This window comes from Deinococcus radiodurans R1 = ATCC 13939 = DSM 20539, assembly GCF_000008565.1.
GTDB lineage: Bacteria > Deinococcota > Deinococci > Deinococcales > Deinococcaceae > Deinococcus > Deinococcus radiodurans.
The window spans coordinates 1153818-1172825 of record NC_001263.1 but is presented as its reverse complement, the minus strand read 5'-3'; the positions used below and the strand labels follow the sequence as shown (position 1 = coordinate 1172825).

The 19008-nt window shown below is 66.7% G+C and carries 20 protein-coding genes; 13 read left to right on the top strand and 7 right to left on the bottom strand.

Annotated elements, in window-relative coordinates:
* Positions 1–18: 18 nt before the first annotated feature.
* Entirely contained in the window at positions 19–495 is a 477-nt protein-coding gene (locus DR_RS06010; RefSeq protein WP_010887805.1) for a transcription elongation factor GreA, read from the top strand.
* A 110-nt stretch (positions 496–605) separates the two neighbouring features.
* Here DR_RS06010 and uraH read toward each other — a convergent pair whose 3' ends face one another.
* Both uraH and pucL read right to left on the bottom strand, forming a co-directional pair.
* On the bottom strand, positions 606–965 hold the full coding sequence (gene uraH / locus DR_RS06005; protein ID WP_010887804.1) for a hydroxyisourate hydrolase: 360 nt from the start codon (positions 963–965) through the stop codon (positions 606–608).
* Entirely contained in the window at positions 962–1858 is an 897-nt protein-coding gene (gene pucL / locus DR_RS06000; protein ID WP_010887803.1) for a factor-independent urate hydroxylase, read from the bottom strand. The genes uraH and pucL overlap by 4 nt, the downstream gene beginning before the upstream one ends.
* Before the next feature lie 113 nt (positions 1859–1971).
* On the opposite strand from pucL, the gene DR_RS05995 reads away from it, so the two are divergent.
* A complete protein-coding gene (locus DR_RS05995) occupies positions 1972–2505 on the top strand; it encodes a MarR family winged helix-turn-helix transcriptional regulator (protein ID WP_034349584.1) in 534 nt (177 codons plus the stop codon).
* Between the two features lie 136 nt (positions 2506–2641).
* Here the strand turns inward: DR_RS05995 and uraD are convergent, their stop codons facing one another.
* Entirely contained in the window at positions 2642–3208 is a 567-nt protein-coding gene (gene uraD / locus DR_RS05990) for a 2-oxo-4-hydroxy-4-carboxy-5-ureidoimidazoline decarboxylase (protein ID WP_010887801.1), read from the bottom strand.
* A 31-nt stretch (positions 3209–3239) separates the two neighbouring features.
* On the opposite strand from uraD, the gene DR_RS05985 reads away from it, so the two are divergent.
* From DR_RS05985 to DR_RS05945, 9 genes are all read left to right on the top strand, one after another.
* Complete coding sequence (locus DR_RS05985) at positions 3240–3467, top strand: hypothetical protein (protein WP_156504619.1); 228 nt, start codon at positions 3240–3242, stop codon at positions 3465–3467.
* A gap of 5 nt (positions 3468–3472) precedes the next feature.
* Positions 3473–4507, top strand: a complete 1035-nt coding sequence (locus DR_RS05980; RefSeq protein ID WP_010887800.1) for a glycerate kinase type-2 family protein — start codon at positions 3473–3475, stop codon at positions 4505–4507.
* Positions 4399–4704 carry an MOFRL family protein gene (locus tag DR_RS16735; RefSeq protein ID WP_164928007.1) on the top strand — a complete coding sequence of 102 codons (306 nt, stop codon included), beginning with the start codon at positions 4399–4401 and terminating at the stop codon, positions 4702–4704. The genes DR_RS05980 and DR_RS16735 overlap by 109 nt, the downstream gene beginning before the upstream one ends.
* A gap of 204 nt (positions 4705–4908) precedes the next feature.
* Positions 4909–5712: an IclR family transcriptional regulator gene (locus DR_RS05970; protein WP_010887799.1), complete on the top strand. Its 804-nt coding sequence runs from the start codon at positions 4909–4911 to the stop codon at positions 5710–5712.
* A 63-nt stretch (positions 5713–5775) separates the two neighbouring features.
* Positions 5776–7167, top strand: a complete 1392-nt coding sequence (locus DR_RS05965) for a malate synthase (protein WP_010887798.1) — start codon at positions 5776–5778, stop codon at positions 7165–7167.
* Positions 7164–8414, top strand: a complete 1251-nt coding sequence (locus DR_RS05960; protein ID WP_010887797.1) for an allantoate amidohydrolase — start codon at positions 7164–7166, stop codon at positions 8412–8414. The genes DR_RS05965 and DR_RS05960 overlap by 4 nt, the downstream gene beginning before the upstream one ends.
* A complete protein-coding gene (locus tag DR_RS05955) occupies positions 8411–9757 on the top strand; it encodes an allantoinase (protein ID WP_010887796.1) in 1347 nt (448 codons plus the stop codon). Before DR_RS05960 ends, DR_RS05955 begins: the two co-directional genes overlap by 4 nt.
* A 151-nt stretch (positions 9758–9908) precedes the next feature.
* The gene (allE, locus tag DR_RS05950) at positions 9909–10649 is read left to right on the top strand and encodes a (S)-ureidoglycine aminohydrolase (protein WP_010887795.1); all 741 of its coding nucleotides are present in this window, start codon (positions 9909–9911) and stop codon (positions 10647–10649) included.
* Positions 10650–10815: 166 nt separating this feature from the next.
* Complete coding sequence (locus DR_RS05945; protein WP_034349586.1) at positions 10816–11631, top strand: enoyl-CoA hydratase-related protein; 816 nt, start codon at positions 10816–10818, stop codon at positions 11629–11631.
* A gap of 54 nt (positions 11632–11685) precedes the next feature.
* Here DR_RS05945 and miaB read toward each other — a convergent pair whose 3' ends face one another.
* From miaB to DR_RS05930, 3 genes are all read right to left on the bottom strand, one after another.
* The gene (miaB, locus tag DR_RS05940; protein WP_027479611.1) at positions 11686–13065 is read right to left on the bottom strand and encodes a tRNA (N6-isopentenyl adenosine(37)-C2)-methylthiotransferase MiaB; all 1380 of its coding nucleotides are present in this window, start codon (positions 13063–13065) and stop codon (positions 11686–11688) included.
* 585 nt (positions 13066–13650) lie between these two features.
* A complete protein-coding gene (locus DR_RS05935) occupies positions 13651–14802 on the bottom strand; it encodes a cation:proton antiporter (RefSeq protein WP_010887792.1) in 1152 nt (383 codons plus the stop codon).
* 26 nt (positions 14803–14828) lie between these two features.
* Positions 14829–15320: a cation:proton antiporter regulatory subunit gene (locus DR_RS05930; protein ID WP_164927958.1), complete on the bottom strand. Its 492-nt coding sequence runs from the start codon at positions 15318–15320 to the stop codon at positions 14829–14831.
* A gap of 212 nt (positions 15321–15532) precedes the next feature.
* Here DR_RS05930 and DR_RS05925 point away from each other — a divergent pair, with 212 nt between their 5' ends.
* Positions 15533–16414: a prephenate dehydratase gene (locus DR_RS05925; RefSeq protein WP_010887790.1), complete on the top strand. Its 882-nt coding sequence runs from the start codon at positions 15533–15535 to the stop codon at positions 16412–16414.
* A 70-nt stretch (positions 16415–16484) separates the two neighbouring features.
* Here the strand turns inward: DR_RS05925 and DR_RS05920 are convergent, their stop codons facing one another.
* Entirely contained in the window at positions 16485–17039 is a 555-nt protein-coding gene (locus DR_RS05920; RefSeq protein WP_227086014.1) for a pyridoxamine 5'-phosphate oxidase family protein, read from the bottom strand.
* 141 nt (positions 17040–17180) lie between these two features.
* Here DR_RS05920 and lepA point away from each other — a divergent pair, with 141 nt between their 5' ends.
* Positions 17181–19001, top strand: coding sequence for a translation elongation factor 4 (lepA, locus tag DR_RS05915; protein ID WP_010887788.1), 1821 nt, complete (start codon positions 17181–17183; stop codon positions 18999–19001).
* Positions 19002–19008: the final 7 nt, after the last annotated feature.

Below are 19008 nucleotides of genomic sequence, written 5' to 3'. Positions count from 1 at the left end.
CTCTATACTGCTTCGGTTATGACCAGAGAACCCGTCCGCATGACCCGCCAGGGCAAGGAAAGGCTCGAAGAGCAGTTGCAGTACCTCAAGACCACCCGCCGCGAGCAGATCAGCGAGTACATGGGCAAGGCCATTGAGGACGGCGACCTGCGCGAGAGCGCCGCCTATGACGAGGCCCGGATGCAGCAGAGCGAAAACGAAGCCAAGATCGCCGAGATCGAAGCGCAGCTCGAACGGGCCCAGATCATGAAAGACGAAGAAATCGACACCAGTGCCGTGGGTGTGGGCGCCCGCGTGATCGTCGAAGACGCCCAGAACAAGCAGCGCACCCTGGAAATCGTCGGCAGCTTCGAGGTGGACGTGCTCAAGGGCAAAATCAGCGACGCCAGCCCGATGGGTCAGGCCCTGCTGGGCAAACGCCCCGGCGAAAGCGCCGTGTGGCCGGGACCGAAGGGCAATGTGAGCCTCAAGGTCATCAGCGTCGAGTATCCCTGAAGACTGAGCTTTGAGAAGGCCCCTACCGATTAGGAAGGGCTTTTTGTGAAACGAGAAAGTCCGGACGCAGGTTTTTCACCTGTGCCCGGACCTTTACTCGCTCTATTCCTTTAGCTACCCCGGTAAGTGCTGTAGGACCAGGGCGTCATGACGAGCGGCACATGGTAGTGCCCACTGGTGTCACCGACGGTGAAGCGCAGCGTGACCACATCGAGAAAAGGCGGGTCGGCAGCGGCGACGAAGCCCTTGAAATAGTCCGCGACGTGGAAGGTCAGCTCATAAGTGCCCTGTTTGAGCGAGCCGCGCTCAATGAGGGGCGCGTCGGTGCGGCCATCGCTGTTGGTGACCGCCTCAGTGACGGGCGTGCGGGTGTCGCCGGTCACGCGGCACAGCTGCACCCGCACGCCCGCTGCCGGTTTGCCGCGCGCGGTGTCGAGGACGTGGGTGGTCAGCCCCGGGTGTCCGCTCACTCGGCGCGCTCCACCCAGGCTTCCATCAGGCCGTAGGGCTCGGGGTCCACGTGCAGAATCTCGTTGTTGTTCTCCAGCCCGAAGCGCCCCAGGTTGTACACCAGATGGTGCTTGTTCGGCATCTGAAACCAGATGCGCGAAATCTCCGGGCACACACTCAACACCGCTTCTCCCATCAGGTACAGCGTCCGTTGCAGACTTGGGGAATAGTGATCGGTGAAGGTGTGCTGAATCTGCCTGTACACCCGCTCCCACACCGCGTCGTAATCACAGCTCTCCACCGCGTATTCCCATTTCGCCGTCACGAAGGTCGCCATCACCCGGTCATGGGTTTCGGGCAGCGTGGTGAAGCGCTCGTCGAGCAGGTAGTTTTCCCAGCCGCTCTCGGTGGTCTTGAGGACATACAGCTCTTCGATGCCCGAAGTCACCGTAAAACGCCGACCATCCTGGGTTTCGACGCGGGCGGTGCGTTTGGGCATCTGCCGGACGAAGGCGTGGTCATGGCCCTGGGGCTGCGCGGGGGTCTGGACCCGTTCCCAGAGATGCTCGGTGAACTCGGCGAACCCCCCGGTGACGCGGGGACCGACCTTCACGAAGTGGGTGAGAAGTTCTTTGCCGAACTCCTCGATGCTGCTCTCGAAGCCTTCCTTGGCGAGTCCATAGACGGTGTTGCGGACGGTATCGGTGGCGACGAGGTCGGTGTTGTCGCCCTCGGAGTGGGCAGCACCGAAATCGCCATACATGGCGACGCGGACCTTGGCTTCGCGTAGCTCGTGGCGGGGCGTGCCGCGCTTGATCTTCATGAGCTGCACTTCGGCCTTGCCATAGTTGTTCTCGCCGAGCCGCACTTTGACTTTCGGCTGCGTGCCCGGTTGCTGGGTTCCCGTCATCATGTCCTCCCGTGTCCCGACGAAGACACGACCCGGTGCCGCCGCCAGATACTTAGATGTCTACCTACTGAGGGCCGCAGTGTAGCACTGTTGCTCGTGTTAGGGTGTCAGCCCGCATGGACAACGACACGGCAGCCCTTCTGGAGCGGATTCGGAGCGACTGGGCGAGGCTCAATCACGGTCAGGGACCAGACTCGGACGGTCTGACCCCCAGCGCCGGGCCGATGCTGACCCTGCTGCTGCTCGAGCGGCTGCACGCGGCTCTGGGGCGTGAAATCGAGCGGACCTACGCCGCTTCGGGGCTGAACGCGGCGGGCTGGGACCTGCTGCTCACGCTTTACCGCTCGGCGCCGCCCGAGGGCCTGCGGCCCACCGAACTCAGCGCCCTGGCCGCCATTTCCGGGCCTTCGACGAGCAACCGGATCGTGCGGCTGCTCGAAAAGGGCCTGATCGAGCGCCGCGAGGACGAACGTGACCGCCGCTCGGCGAGTATTCGCCTGACGCCGCAGGGCCGCGCCCTGGTCACGCACCTGCTGCCCGCACATCTGGCGACCACGCAGCGGGTGCTTGCTCCGCTGTCGGCGCAGGAGCAGCGCACCCTGGAGGAGCTGGCGGGGCGAATGCTGGCGGGGCTGGAGCAGGGGGTATAATTTTAATCCGATTCCCGAACATCCGGAAAGGCGCCGGATGCCCGTCCATCTCCTTAAAACCGTATTTTTTCCATGCGCTCCGCGCAAAATTTCGCCCGGACATGTCCGGGACTCAATTTGAAACCGTATCAGCCCCCTACGGAATCCGTATCAGGCGCCCGTCCATTCTCTTCTCCTGTCGCCCCTCCTGCACGAGGTCGAGGATACGCAGCCGTGCGATGCGCCCGATTTCGTGCAGTGCCGCCGCCTGCTCCTCCTCCTGGGTATGCGTCAGGCGCCGCCGCGCTCCCTCGAAGATGGTGTCTTTGGTGTTCTCGCGCACGCACACCACATACGGCAGGCCGAACCTCTCGTGGTACGCCGCATTGAGACGCTGAAACTCGGCGTATTCCTCCGGCGAAAGGCGGTCAAGGCCTGCCGAGGTCTGCTCGCTGGCGCTCTCGGCAGTCAGTTCGCCCGCCAGCGCCGCTTTCCCGGCGAGGTCGGGGTGGGCGCGAATCAGTTGCACCTGGGCGCCCGGCTCGTCGGCGGCCACCGCGCGGGCAAAGGCGGCGGCGACCTCCTCGACATCGGCAAAGGGGCGCCCGGCGGCGGCGCGGCGGGCATAGTGCGGCGAGTGTTCGAGCACCCCGGCGAAGTGCTCGGTGAAAGCGTCGTCGCTCAGGGCGTTGAGCTGTTCGAGGGTCAGGGGAGTGCGGGTCATCGCCGGTCATCTTGGCATGAGAGCGGAGGCGGTGATTTGCCTGGGAATCGATTTGCCGGGGAATCAGCGGCGCCTCCCGCTTGGCCCAGCAACGACGGTCCGGCACCAGGACCTGCCCCTCTTTGCCACCGGCGTCGCCGCCAACATTCCCATAAGCCAATATTCCCATAGGATGGACGCCATGATCGCGCGCGGACAGGGCGACCTCGACCACAGCGGCGTGGCGCCGTTCTACGCCGAGCTGTCTGGACTGGAGTAGGAACAATGGACCCGCGTGCTCTGCTGGAACAGGCGTACCGGGCGGCGCTCGACTCGGCCAGCCCGGCGCGGCTGCTCGCTCCGCACCTGAGCGGCCCGCCTCCCGCCTTTATCCTGGCGTTCGGCAAAGCGAGCCTGCCGATGGCGCGGGCAGCGCTCGCCGCCTACCCCGGCGTGCCGACCCTGGTGGTGCCGCCTGCCGGAACCGCCGACCTCAGCGCGCCGCCGGAAGCCGTGGTCATGCCCGGTTCGCACCCGGTGCCCGACGAGCGCAGCSCCGCCGCCGCCGAGGAAGCTTTGCGGCAGCTGGGGGCACTGCGCCCTGACCAGGAAGCACTCATTCTGGTCTCGGGCGGCGGGAGCGCGCTGCTGGCCGCGCCGGATGGCGTGACGCTGGCAGAGAAACAGGCCCTGACGCGCGAGCTGCTGCGGGCGGGGGCCGACATCGGGGAAATCAATACCGTGCGGCGTCACCTCTCACGGGTCAAAGGTGGGCGGCTGGCGCAGGCCACCCCGGCGCGGGTGCGGGCGCTGCTGCTCTCAGACGTGGTGGGCGACGACCCCAGCGTGATTGCCAGTGGGCCGACGGTACCCGACCCGACGACCTTCGCCGACGCGCTAGCAGTACTGGAGAAGTACAGCATCGCGGCGCCCGCCGTTCGCGCCCATTTTCAGTCGGGGGCGCCCGACACGCCGGACACGCTGCCGCACGTCACCAACGAGATCATCGGCAGCAACCGGCTGCTGCTGGAAGCGGCGCAAAAGTTTCTGGAAGGCCAGGGCGTGCGGGCGGTCATCCTGGGCGACACCTTTGAGGGAGAAGCGCGCGAACTCGCCCGTCTTCACGCCTCGCTGGTGCGGAGCGTGCAGCAGTATGGCTCTCCCCTGCCGCCCCCGCTGGTGCTGCTCTCGGGCGGCGAGGCAACGGTCAGCTGCGCGGCGACGGCGCAGGCGGGCGCAACCAGGAATTCGCGCTGGCGCTCGCCCTCGCACTGGGAGAAGACGGCGTGTACGCGCTCTCGGCGGGGTCGGACGGGATAGATGGCAGCAGCGACGCGGCGGGCGCGTTCCTGACGCCGGACACGCTGGGCCGGGCGCGGGCGGCGGGCCTCAGTCCGCGCGAGTTTCTGGAGCGCAACGACTCCGGCACCTTCTTCGCCCACCTCGGCGACGCGTTGGTGACGGGACCGAGCGGGCACAACCTCAACGACTTCCGGGCGCTGCTGGTCGGGGCGTAACCGGCTGGTTTAAGCGGGCATACTGAGCCTGTTCGACCCAGCGCAAAGTTTCACCACATGAACTTCATTGTTGTAGGCTGAAAATCAGTGGATGCCTTTCTCCCTTCCTCTGCCAGGAGTTTATTCATGTCCAGACCCAGCCTCCCCACGGACATTCCAAGTGCTCGTCTGCCGCGCCGCGCCGGGCAGCGGGCCTGAGGCGCCGTGACCGAGGCGCCCAAACTCAAGTCGGGCCGCGCCCGCAGCGGTGAGGCGGGCAGTGTCCGCACGCTCGAACGTGGCCTGAGTGTCCTCTCGGCGCTTGCCGAACTGCGCGAGGCCACGCTGACGCAGGTCGCCAAGAAGGCGGGGCTGTCGGCCAGCACGACTTACCGCCTGCTCGAAACACTGCGCCAGCAGGGCTACGTGGAGTGGGAGGAGCGCTCGGGTCTGTTCAGCGTGGGCCTGCGCGCTTATCAGGTCGGCGCGGCCTTCAGTGAACGCAACTCGCTGCTCAGTGCCGCCGGAGCCGTCATGCAGGCGCTGGTGGAAGAAGTGAACGAAACCGCCAACCTCGCCGTGCTGCGCGGCAACGAGGCGGTGTACGTGCATCAGGTCGAGGCCAGTCAGTTGATGCGAATGTTTACCCACATCGGCGCCGCTGCCCCGCTGCACTGCTCGGGCGTGGGCAAGGTGCTGACCGCGTGGCTGCCCCCCGCCGAGGTGCGGCGCAAGGTGGGCGACGGCCCTTTTCCCGCCTACACGCCCCACTCGATTACCACGCTCGCCGCTCTGACGCGCGAACTGAACACCGTGCGCGGCCAGGACTACGCGCTCGACGACGAGGAACGCGAACTCGGCGTGCGCTGCCTCGCCACCCCGGTGCGCGCCGCCTCGGGCGAGGTGGTGGCGAGCCTGAGCGTGTCGGCGCCGACCTCGCGCTTTCCCAAAAAGAACATTCCCGACATGCTGGGGCGCGTGCAGGCCGCGTCCGAGCAGATTTCCGCCCGGCTGGGGTGGCGCGGCTGAGTCTCACCCGCCTCCCCATTTTCACTCCCTTCCCGCCGCCTGACCGCCAGAGGTGCCGACCGAATGAACCCGCCCCCGCTCTCCCTGTCCCCCGCCGCCCTGGCCCTGGCCCGGCAGCTCCACACCCGCCTGCGTGACCGCTGGGCCGGGCTGCCGGGAGAGCCGCCTGCGCGCGCAAACTCCGTCCTCACCGCTGCCCGCGCCGCCGCCATTCCGGACGACCTGCGAGGGCGCCGCGCCGAACTGATTGTGGAGGCGTCCGACCTGGACATGCTGCGCCGGGCGGTGGACTCGGACGCCGACGCGGTGGTGGTGGATTTCGACGACACCTTTTCGCCCACCCGCGACAACGTGCAGGCCGCCTCCGACGCGCTCGCCTGGGTGGCCGAGTCGGACCGGCCCCTGCTCGCCCGCACCCGCGCCCTGTACGCGCTGGAGCCGCACCTGGACTTTGATGGACCGGCTATCGCCGCGCTGTGCGACCTGAGCGCAGTGCTCGCGGCGCGGCCCGAACGGCCCATTCACATCTACGTGCCCAAGCTGGAAACGCCCGCCGAGGCGCAGTTCTGGCACGACGCGCTGCTGCTCGCCGAGGAACATCTGAGTCTCGCCCCCAACACGGTCAAGACCTGCCTGCAAATCGAGACGTTCAGCGGGCTGCTGAATATCGAAGCGGTGTTTGAGCCGCTCGCGCCGCGCACCTACGGCCTAAACGCCGGGCGCTGGGACTACGTGTTCAGCCTAACCAAGCACCTGGGCACGCGGCGGGACACGCCCATGCCGCCGCGCTCGCAGCTCACGATGGACGTGGACGCCATGCGCGCCTACGCCGAGACGCTGGTGCGGGTCTGCCGGGCTCACGGCGCCGAGGCGATTGGCGGCACTGCGTCCTTCGCGCCCGACCCACAGAACTCGCAGCCTGCGCTGGGCGCCGTGCTGGCCGATAAGCAGCGCGAGGCGGCGCAGGGCTTCACGGCGGCGTGGGCCGGGCTCCCCGAACTGCTCGAACCGGTGCGGCGCGGCTTCGACGCCCCGGCGCAGAGCGAGAACAAGGACACGCCAGCGGACCTTTACCACCGCCTCACCGACCTGCCCGACCCCGGCCCGCTGCGGCTTGCCGACGTGCGCGAGGCGCTCGAAATCGCGCTCGGCGTGTTCGCCGCGTGGTACCGGGGCGAGGGCGTGCTGGTGCGCGCGGGCCGCATCGAGGACACCGCCACTGCTGAGCTTGCCCGCGCTCAGTTGTGGCAGTGGGTGCGGGTGCGGGCGGCGCTCGAAGACGGCGAGCGGCTCACCCCGGAGCGCTACCGTCAGGAACGCCGCGCCGTGCTGGGCGACGACGAACCCGCCAGCCGCCTGCTCGACCATCTGGTGGAGGCGCCGGCGTGCGCGGCGTATTTTCCTCTGGAAGCCCAACGCCTGCACCTGTCCTCAGATTCGGAGAAGCCAGAATGAACGAAACGCAAGCCGCCCAACTGACCCGGCAGGTGCTCGACACCTGCGACGCCCTCGCCTGCCACACCGAAGTGCCCGGCGAAATCACCCGCACCTACCTGTGCCCCACGACCCGGCAGGTCCACGAGGAGCTGCGCGCCTGGGCCGACCGCCTGGGCATGACCACCCGCGTGGACGCCGTGGGCAACCTGCGCTCGCGGCTGGAGAGCCGGGCGCCGGGTGCACGGACGCTGTATATCGGCTCGCACCTCGACACCGTGCCCAACGCCGGGCGCTACGACGGCATCATCGGCGTGGTGTTCGGGTACGCGCTGGTGGAAGCGCTGCGTGAACGCGAGTTGCCCTTTCACCTCGAAGTGCTGGGCTTTTCCGAGGAAGAAGGCGTGCGCTACGGCGTGTCGTTTATCGGCAGCCGGGCGCTGGTGGGCACGGCGGACGAGCTGCTGACGGTGAGTGACCGGGAAAACCAGACGGTGCGCGACGCCATCGTCGGCTACGGCCTGAACCCCGACGAGCTTCCGGGCGCCGGGGCGGAAGACCGCCCGCTGGGCTACCTCGAAATCCACATCGAGCAGGGGCCGGTCCTTCAAGACCAGGGCGCAGCGGTGGGCGTGGTGAGCGCCATCGTGGGCCAGAGCCGCCTCACGCTGCACTTCACGGGCCGCGCCTCGCACGCGGGCACTACACCGATGCACCTGCGCCGCGACGCCCTGGCCGCCGCCGCCCGCTTCATCGTGGGCGCCGAGGACCTCGCCAACCGCACGCCGGGACTGGTCGCCACCGTGGGCATGATCGAGGCCAAACCCGGCGCGGGCAACGTGATTGCCGGCGAGGTGAGCTGCTCGCTCGACATTCGCCACGCCGACGACGCGGTGCGGGCGCAGTCGCTTCAGGAACTGCTCGCGCTCGCCGAGCGGGAAGCCGCCGCCCGGCAGGTCGCCTGCTCGGTCACGCCGCGCATGGCCGAAGCCGCTGTGCCGATGGCGCCGTCTCTGCGCGCGCTGCTGCACCAGGCCGCCGAGGAACAGGGCCTCACGCACCCCGAACTCGTCAGCGGCGCCGGCCACGACGCGCAGATCATGGCGCAGAAGATGCCCGCTGCCATGCTGTTTCTGCGCTCGCCCAACGCGCTGAGCCACCACCCCGACGAGATGGCCGAGCCGGGGGACGTGGCCGCCGGGCTGCGGGTCGGCACCCGGTTTCTGGAACTGCTCGCGGCCCAGGCCGAACAGCAGGTGCAGGCATGAGCCTTGACCTGCTCCTGCGTGGCGCGGTCCTCGTGACCCCGGAAGGTGAACGCCGCGCCGACCTCGGCATTGTGGGCGGGCAGATTGCCGAACTCACCGACGAGATTGCCACCCCCGCCGCCCAGACCCTCGACGTGAGCGGCCTGCACGTCTTTCCCGGCGTCCTCGACGACCACGTGCACCTCAACGAGCCGGGCCGCACCCACTGGGAAGGCTTCGAGACCGGCACGCAGGCGCTCGCGGCAGGCGGGGCGACCAGCTTTCTCGACATGCCGCTCAATTCCTCGCCGCCGGTCCTGACCCGCGAGCGCTTTGAGGACAAGGCGCGGCTGGGTGAGGAAAAATCGCTCATCGACTTCGGGCTGTGGGGCGGGCTGACGCCGCTGAATCTCGACCAGCTCGACGACCTCGCCGAATGCGGCGTCATCGGCCTCAAGGCGTTCATGTCGCACAGCGGCCTCGACGAGTTTCCGGCGGCGGACGACCTGACGCTGTACGAGGGGATGCGAACCGCCAAGCGCCACGGCCTCGTCGTCGCCACCCACGCCGAGAGCAACGAATTTACCCGCCGCCTGACCGAAACCGCCCGCGCCCAGGGCAAAAGCGGCGTGCGCGACTACCTGGAGAGCCGCCCGGTCGTCACCGAACTCGAAGCGGTGCAGCGGGCGCTGCTGTTCGCGCAGGACACTGGCGCGGCGCTCCACCTCGTTCACGTGAGCAGTGGGGCGGCGGTGGCGCTCGCCTACGAAGGCAAGCAAAAGGGCATCGACGTAACCATCGAAACCTGCCCGCACTACCTCCACTTCACCGGCGAGGACGTGGAGCGCGTCGGCGCGGCGCTCAAATGTGCGCCCCCACTGCGTGACCCGGCGGTGCAGGAGGAGCTGTGGCGCGAGTTGCTCGCCGGGCACATCGACACTGTGGGCAGTGACCACTCGCCCGCGCCGCCCGACATGAAGACCAGCGAGGACTTTTTCTCTCTCTGGGGCGGCATCAGCGGCGCCCAGAGCACCCTGAACGTGATGCTGGAAGACGGCTACGCCCAGCGCGGGCTGCCGCTTGAAATCATTGCCGCGTTGCTGGCGCTGAATCCGGCGCAGCGCTTCGGCCTGCCGCAAAAAGGCCGGTTGGCGGTCGGGGCCGACGCCGATTTCGCGCTGGTTGCTCTGGGCGAGAAATTCACCCTCGACACCCTCTACGACCGCTGGCAGCAAAACCCCTACCGGGGCCAGAGCTTCCAGGGCCGGGTGCACGCCACCTACCTGCGCGGCCAGCCGGTCTACCAGAACGGCGAGTTCACGGGCACCCCGCGTGGGCGTCTGCTGCGGCCCCGGTCCCTCTAAAGCATTGGACAGAAAAATGACCCCCTCACCCCTTGCTTCGCAAGGCCCTCTCTGCTTCGCAGCTCTACGAGTCCCACGAGGGTAGAGGGGCAAAGACAGACCAGATCATTCTGTCAAATGCTCTAAATCGCTTCTTTCCCCAGGAGTCCCCATGAAACACCTCGGTCAAACCCGCAGCGCCCTGCACGGCTCGCACGCGGTCATCACCCCTGAAACTTTCGTCCGCACCGCGCTCGCCGAGTGGCCGGGCAGCGCCATCGTGCTGCACATCGCCCCGGTGGTGGGCCTGGGGGCGCGCTTCGTGCAGTTCACGGCGGAAATGCCCGCTGGCGCGCAGGCCACCGAGTCGGTGTATCAGCGCTTCGCCTTCGTGCTCTCGGGTGAAGTGGACGTCGCGGTCGGCGGCGAAACCCGCACCCTGCGCGAGTATGACTACGTCTACCTGCCCGCCGGCGAGAAGCACATGCTGACGGCGAAAACCGACGCCCGCGTGTCCGTCTTCGAGAAGCCGTACCAGACAGTCGAGGGCGTTCAAGCCCCCGGCGTCTACTGGGGCAACGAGCGCGAAAACCCCGGCTACCCTTTCGAGGGCGACGACCACCTGATTGCCCGCAAGCTGCTGCCCGACGAGCCGGCCTTCGATTTCATGGTCAGCACCATGAGTTTCGCGCCGGGGGCGTCGCTGCCCTACGCCGAAGTCCACTACATGGAACACGGCCTGCTGATGCTGGAAGGCGAGGGGCTCTACAAGCTGGAAGAAAATTACTACCCGGTCACGGCGGGCGACATCATCTGGATGGGCGCCCACTGCCCGCAGTGGTACGGCGCGCTGGGCCGCAACTGGAGCAAATACCTGCTCTACAAGGACATGAACCGGCACCCGCTGGGGTGAGTCGCCCGGTAGAGGCCGCGCTGAAGCTGCCGCAGTCAGAACCAGTCCTGCAAGCCGTCATCCACAAGCCTCTGTGGGTGGCGTTTTTCAGGACAGCCCATCTCTTGATTCTCTGTTTTTTCCTCAGCCTCTCCCCTCCGCCGCCAAGTCATGTCACCATGCAGGTATGACTTACAGCGACGACGACCTGCGCCTCGACGAGATGGAATTCGAGAACATCACCATTGACCAGCATGGCCCCATCGCGGTGCTGACCGTGAACCGTCCCAAGGCGCTCAACGCCCTAAACGGGACCACCCTCAGCGAGCTGGCAATGGCCGCCGACCTGATCGCCAACGACCCCGAGGTGGGCGCCCTGATCGTGACCGGCGCGGGCGACAAGGCGTTCGTGGCGGGGGCCGATATCAGCGAACTGGCGGGGCTGGAAGGGCCGTTCGCTGGGCGCGACATGTCGCTGCTGGGCCAGGACGCGATGACGCAGCTCAGCAACCTGCCGATTCCGGTGATTGCGGCCATAGGCGGCTACGCACTCGGCGGCGGGTTGGAACTCGCGCTGTGCTGCGATATCCGCATCGCTTCGCCGCGCGCCCGCATGGGGCTGCCCGAAGTGACGCTGGGGCTGCTGCCCGGCTTTGCGGGCACCCAGCGCCTCCCCCGCCTGATCGGGGCGGGCCGCGCCCTGGACCTGATGCTGACCGCCCGGCAGATCGGCGCCGAGGAAGCCCTGAGCATGGGCCTGGTCAACTACGTGGCCGACGACCCACTGCAAAAGGCCCGCGAAGTGGCCGAGCAGATCGTGAAAAATGGGCCGCTCGCCATCTCGCTCGTCAAGGAAGCAGTCAGGCGGGGCCTCGCCACCGACCTCGAAGCGGGGATGGAAATCGAGGCCGACCTCTTCGGGCTGGCCTTTGCCACCAGCGACTTCAAGGAAGGCACTAAAGCGTTCCTAGAAAAGCGCCCGGCGGAGTTTAAGGGAGAGTAAGAATTACAAGAAAAGGGCGCAGAAGCTTCGGCCTCTGCGCCCTTTTTTGTTCCTTTACAGCATTGGGAGTGCCCCACCCACCGCCGCCGCTTCGGGGTTAAAGCGCGGCTGCTCGGGCAGAGGCTGCCCATCGGGGCCGAGGATGTGGCCGTACATCATGTGCGGCGTGGCGTGGTCGATGCGGACCTGATAGACGCCCGCGCCGTCCGCGCCGATGGCTTTGGGAACCACGGTGGGGTGGTTGCCGCGCGTGTGGCCTTCCAGAAAGCCCGCGTCGTGGGCGTCGCCGCGCAGCAGCACCTGCTGGACGGTGCCGACCTTCTGCGCGTTCTTGCGCGCCGACCAGTCTTTCTGCCTGGCAATCAAGCGCTGGAGCCGCTCGGTCTTGAGTTCGCGGGGCAGGTCCTGAAAGTGCTTGTAGCTCGGCGTGCCAGGGCGCGGCGAGTAGATGAACATGTAGGCCGAGTCGTAGCCGACCTCGTCGTAGAGCGACAGGGTGTCCTGAAAGTCTTCCTCGGTTTCGCCGGGAAAGCCCACGATGATGTCGGTGGCGAGCACCACGTCGGGGATGTGCTTTTTGATCTGCGCGATGTGGGTCAGGTACTTCTCGCGGTTGTACTCGCGGGCCATGCGGCGCAGCACCCGGTCCGAGCCGCTCTGCACCGGCAGGTGCACGAATTCGCAGATAGCGGGCGTCTCACCGATGGCCGCCGCCACGTCCTCGGTGAAGTTCATGGGATGGCTGGTGGTGAACTTGACGCGCTCGATGCCGCTGGCGCCCACCATGCGCAGCAGGTCGGCGAAGCTCGGGTAGCCCTTCAGCTTGGCGCCCTGGTCCACCCCGTAGGCGTTGACGTTCTGACCGAGCAGGGTGACTTCGCGCACGCCCGCCGCGAGCTGCATGTCGAGTTCGCGCAGGATGTCGTCGGGGTGACGGCTGACCTGCGGCCCGCGCGTGGTCGGCACAATGCAGTAGGTGCAGTGGTGGTCGCAGCCGCGCATGATGGTGAGGTGCGCCTGCAACTTGCCGCTGGGCGGCGGCGGGATGTGGTCGTGCAGCTCGTCCTTGAATTGCAGCCCCCAGAAGCGTTCGTTGCTTTCGAGCGCCGCGCCGATGTCGAGCAGGCTGCCGGGGCCGAGCAGTACGTCCACCTCGAACTTACGGGCGATCTGCTGGCCCTCTTCGAGCTGCGCGAGGCAGCCCATCATGCCCACCACGAGGGAACGCTGGGCCTTTTGCTTGCGCAGGTCGCCGAGCAGCGAGCGGACCTTGTCCACCGGCTTGCCGCGCACCGCACAGGTGTTGACGAGTACGAAATCGGCTTCGTCGGGCGACTCCACGATGTCGGCGCCGAAGGAAACGAGCTGGGACTGCACCAGATGGGTGTCGTACTCGTTCATCTGGCAGCCGTAGGTGATGAGGTGTGCCTTCATGACTTCTCCTCGGGCCTGACGGAGGGATTCCGGGGCCGCGTGCCGGGGCCGCCTGGGGAGGGCGGGGGCGACTTGGGAGGATAGCGTGTGGGGGCGGGGGTGGGTTGTTGGGGCTTGGGCTTTAGCTTTTTGCCCCATCCCCCAGCCCCTTACCCCAGACTCGAAGAGCTGCGAAGCAGAGGGGCAAGGGGGGTTGACGCTGGCGCTGTGCACCTGGCGGTGATTTTATGTGCCAGTCAGCGTTTTACAAGTGCGTGGGCTGGCCTGGATGCTGGTGAATTCTACAGACGCGAGGCCCGTGCGCTGACGCGCCCGACGGCCCTGGCGTTCTGCGTTTCACAGTTTTTTATGGGGCAGCGAAAAAAGCCAGAGCTGAAGCATCTCTTGACCCTCGCCCCTTGCGGGACTCGGAGAGCTGCGGAGCAGAGAGGGCCTTGCCGAAGGCAAGGGGTGAGGGGGCGTCCAGACCAGACTCAAGAACATCTCACCCCACCGAACATCTCAGCCAATAGGCGTAACAGCCCTTCACAAAAAAAGCGGAGCGGCCACCCCTCGCCGCTCCACTTCCAACCCTCTCCCTTTTTCCTACCCCCCCAGCACCCGCGCCACTTTCGGCGCCAGAGCCGCGTCGAACCGGGCCAGCACCGGGCCGATGATCGCGGTAAGCAGCACGTAGACGGCGGCAAGCGGGCCGAGCACCGGGGCAAGGCCGAGGCCCAGGCCGGCGATCAGGATGCTGAATTCGCCACGGGCGATCAGGGTAGTGCCGGCGCGGTAGCGGCCCCGGCTCTGCACCCCGGCGCGGCGGGCGCCGTACCAGCCGACCAGGAACTTGGTGATGGACGTGACCACGGCGAGCAGGGCGGCGGGCAGCAACACCTCCGGCACCTCGGCGAGGTCGAGTTGCAGGCCGAAAAACAGGAAAAACACGGCGGCGAAAAGGTCGCGCAGCGGCTCGATCTGCTGCCGCGCCCGATGCGCGACCTCGCCCGAGAGCGCGATGCCGACGAGAAAGGCGCCGATGGCCGCGCTCACCTTGAGCAGATCGGCGGCGCCTGCCACCACCAGCACCAGCCCCAGCACACCGAGGAGCAGGGTTTCGTCGCTCGGCACGTTGAGCACGCGGCTCAGCACATGTCCGTAGCGCATGGCGAGGAAAAACGTGACCCCGAAGGCGGTGAGCGCCAGCGCGAGGTTGACGCCCACCGAGAGCAGCGACCCGCCGATGAGGAGGGCGGCCACCACCGGCAGGTAAAAGGCCATCACCACATCTTCGATGACGCACACGGCGAGGATGATCGGCGTCTCACGGTTGCCGAGGCGCCCGAGGTCCGACAGGATTTTGGAGGCGATGCCACTGGAGGTCAGGAACGTGATGCCCCCGAGCAGCACCCAGGCGAGCGGCGGCAACCCCAGCAGGGCCCCGGCCACCACGCCCGGCGTGAAGTTGAGCGCGAGGTCGATCAAGCCGATTTGCCGGTTGGCCTTGAGGTTGGTCCGCAGTTCGTCGCTGGTGTATTCCAGCCCCAGGATAAACAGCAGCAAAATGGCGCCGATTTCGGCTCCGGTGTGAATGAATTTCTCGGCGGTGTCGTCCAGGTGCATGAACGTGCCCAGGCCGATGCCCGCCATCAGGTAGAGCGGAATGGGCGTGATCCCCAGTCGCCCGGCGGCGCGGCCTACCAGCGCGAGGGCGAGGATGACAGTACCGAGTTCGAGAAAGAGGCGTCCGAGCATGACTCAGTCGCCTCCCGTGGGAGGGCTCAAGAGTCGGCCCCGCTACTCAGGAGCCGGGCGGCGCGGCGCACCCCATTTGCGGTGCCGACCACGACCACCGTGTCGCCCGCTTCGAGCACGTAGTCCGGGCCGGGCGCGGGAATGGCCTGCTCATTACGAATCACGGCGACCACGCTGGTGCCGGTGCGGGTGCGCATCTGCGAGTCGCCCAGCGCGCGCCCAGCAAAGGGGCTGCCCCGCTCCAGCGGCAACCAGTCCATAGCCAGCCCCTCGATGTCCTGCATCGTCTGTCCCATCCGCCGCGTCACGGTGCTGCCGCCGAGCAGGTCGGCCACCACTTCGGCCTCGCCCTCGTCGAGCGTGATGCTCTGGCCGCAGGCGTCGGGGTCGTCGCGCGACACGAACATCTCGCGCCGCCCGTCACGGTGAACGATCACGCCCACGCGCTTGCCGAAGCGCCCATCGAAGTCGTAACGCATCCCCACGCCGGGCAGGGACGTTTCTTCCAGTCTGACCATGCGTCCAGCATAGAGGAGCCGTCCATGAAAAACCAAAAAACTCGCGCGAGGACGGCGAAAAGTTGCCGTCCGGGTGGCCGGGTGTTAGGCTGGAGGGTCGGCCCGCGCTCCGGGCGGCAGTGACCCGGTCAGCCCAGAAGGCGAGCGAGACTCCGCCCTCCACGAATAGACCTCTCCCCCGGCCCGCGCCGCCCCCGCGCTAGCCTCGCCGGATGACGGACGCAGGCGGGCAGGAACAGCGGGAACAGTGGCAGCAGGAAGAGGCGGCGGGCTACGCGGTGGCCTTTCAGGGCAACCCCGGCAGCTACGGCGAAATCGCGGCGCTCAACGCCCTGCCGCAGGTGCGCGAGACCCTCGGCTACCCCACCTTTCACGAGGTCGCCCGCGCTGTGGAAAACGGCGAAGCCGACTACGGCGTGCTGCCGGTGGAAAACAGCCTGATGGGCGCCATTCACCAGTCCATCGACCTGCTCACCGAAACCGAGTTGCACGTCACCGGCGAAGTCGTGGTGCGCGTGAGCCACTGCCTGATGGCGCTGCCGGGGGTGGAAATGGCCGACATTCGCAAGGTGGGGAGCCAGCAACCGGCCCTCGACCAGTGCACCCACCTCATCCGCGAGCACGGCTGGCAACCACTCGCCAAACACGACACGGCAGGCAGCGCCAAAGACCTCGCCGAGCGTGGTGCCCGCGACGAAGCCGCCATCGCCAGCCGCCGCGCCGCCGAGCTGTATGGCCTGAACATCCTGCAAACCGGGGTGGAGGACGAGCCGTTCAACTTCACCCGCTTCATGGTGCTCTCGCGCCACGCCCCGGAGCCGAGCGACGCGCCGCACAAGACCAGCCTGATTTTCGCGGTGCGCCACACCCCCGGTTTTCTGCTGGAAACCCTGGGCGAACTGCGCGGCCTGAACCTCTCGCGCATCGAGAGCCGCCCCCGCCGCGACCGTGCCTGGAGCTACCTGATGTACGTGGACATCGAGGGCAAAGCGAGCGATCCGCAGGTGGCGCAGGCCCTCGCTGGGATTCTGGTCAAGGCGAGCTACGCCAAAATCATCGGCAGTTATCCGGCGGCGCAGGGGACGGTCCAGTAAAGGCGGCAGGTCAAAAAAAGGAGCTGAGGCCCGTGCTTCAGCTCCTTCTTACTTTTTCGTTGCGGTCAGGTTAGAGATTAACCGTGTCGTTCTTGCCCAGCTCGCTCGCGTCGGCGCGCTGGCCAGGAATCAGGTTCTTGGCGAAGGCGAAGAGGGTCCGCACCTTGCCGCCGCTCTCCCAGTATTCGGCGCCCTCGGCGTTGATCTTGATGAGCTGGACATTCGGGTCTTCCTTGCCGCCCTCGAAGTACATGTTGTACATGTCGCTCCACAGTTCGTCGAGTTTGGCGCGATCTTCGATCAGTTCGGCGGTGCCGTGCACGCTCACGTAGTTGTTGCTGCCGGTGTCGGCGTAGCTCACGTTGACCTGGGGGCGGCTGCGGACATCGTGAACGACCTCGCTGTCCTTGGCGCCGATAAACCAGATATCGCCGTCGAACTCGGTTTCCTGGGTGGTCATGGGGCGCGAGTGGATGTGGCCCGCGTCGTTGACCGACACCAGCATGGCGAATTTGATGCCCTTGACCAGCCCAGCGACCGTCTTCACGGCTTCGTCACGGCTCATCTGCGGCGCACCGTTGCCCTGGCTGTCACTGCTTTGTCCGGCGTTCTTGTTGTCGCTCATATCCGGAGAATGGGCCAGACCACACATTCATTTCTGAGGCCCGGCCCACCGTCTTAAGGTTTCGTCAGGGCGCGGGCGCCGGGTAGAGAGCGATGACTGCGTCCACACCGCTGCTCAGACAACTGCTCTACACTGCGGAGCGTGACCGCAGGCCCCACCGACCCCACCCCCACCAGCCAGATTCGCAATTTTTCCATCATTGCCCACGTCGACCATGGCAAGTCCACGCTCGCTGACCGCATCCTTGAGCAACTCGGCGCGATGGGCGAGCGTGATAAGCGCGACCAGACCCTCGACACGCTGGAGCTGGAGCGCGAGCGCGGCATCACCATCAAGTCCACGCCCATTCGCCTAGAGTACACGCGAGAAAACGGCGAGGGGTACGTCTTCAACCTCATCGACACGCCGGGCCACGTGGATTTCAACTACGAGGTGAGCCGCTCGCTCGCCGCCTGCGAGGGCGTGCTGCTGCTCGTGGACGCCTCGCAGGGGGTGGAAGCGCAGACCATCGTCAACGCTTACCTCGCCATCGACAACAACCTCGAAATCGTGCCGGTCATCAACAAAATCGACCTGCCCGCCGCCGACCCCGAAGGCGCGGCGCGTGAACTCGAAGAAGTCATCGGCATTCCGGCGGAGGACGCGGTGCGGGCGTCGGGCAAAACCGGCATCGGCATTCCCGAGATTCTGGAAGCGGTGGTCGAACGCATTCCACCGCCCGCCGGCGACCCCGGCGCCCCGCTCAAGGCGCTGATTTTCGACTCTTTTTTCGATGCCTACCAGGGCGTGATTCTGTTCGTGCGCGTGCTCGAAGGCACCATGAAGGCCAAGGACGGCGTGCGGCTGATGAACGCGGGCAAGAATTTCGAGGTGGACAAGGTCGGCACCTTCAGCCCCGGCCTCGTCGTGGGCCAGGAACTCTCGGCGGGCATGGTGGGCTGGGTCGCCGCCGGCATCAAGGACATTCAGGACGCGCAGGTCGGCGACACCCTGACCGGCAGCGACCGCCAGACCGCCGAGCCGTTCCCCGGTTTCAAACCCGCGCAGCCGGTGGTGTTCTCGGGCCTGTACCCCACCGACACCGAGGACTACCGCAAACTGCGCGACGCGCTCGAAAAGCTCAAGCTCAACGACGCGGCCTTTTCCTTTGAGCCGGAAACCTCCGAGGCGCTGGGCTTCGGCTTCCGCTGCGGCTTTCTGGGGCTGCTGCACGCCGAAATCATTCAGGAGCGGCTGGAGCGCGAGTACGACCTCGACCTGATCGCCACCGCGCCCGCCGTCGTCTACCGCGTCACGCTCACCAACGGCGAGATTTTCGAGACGCAAAACCCCGCCGAGTTCCCCACCCGCGACCGCATCGAGAAAGTCGAGGAGCCCTACATCAAGCTCTCGGTGATGCTGCCCGAGGACTACGTGGGGCCGGTCATGCAACTCTTGCAGGAGCGCCGGGGCAGCATGCAGACCATGAACTACGTCGGCAAGCGCGTGGAGCTGGTCTACGAGGTGCCGTTCGCCGAGATTCTCTATGATTTCCACGACCGCCTCAAATCCATCTCGCGCGGCTACGCCAGCATGGACTACGAGCAGCTCGGTTACCGCGAAGGCGACCTGCGCAAAGTGGACATCATGGTGAACAACGAGGTCATCGATGCGCTGGCCGTCATCGTTCACGAAAGCAAGACCTACTCGCTGGGCCGCAAAATCGTGGACAAGATGGCCGAAGTCATCCCCCGGCAGATGTTCCCGGTGCCGGTGCAGGCCGTCATCGGCGCCAAAATCATCGCCCGCGCCACCGTCAAGGCGTACCGCAAGGACGTGCTCGCCAAGTGCTACGGCGGCGATATTTCGCGCAAGAAAAAGCTGCTGGAAAAGCAGAAAAAGGGCCGCGCCCGCATGAAGCAGTTCGGCACGGTGGAAGTGCCGCAGGAGGCCTTCCTGGCGGTGCTGAGTACCGAAGAGTAAGCGGGCC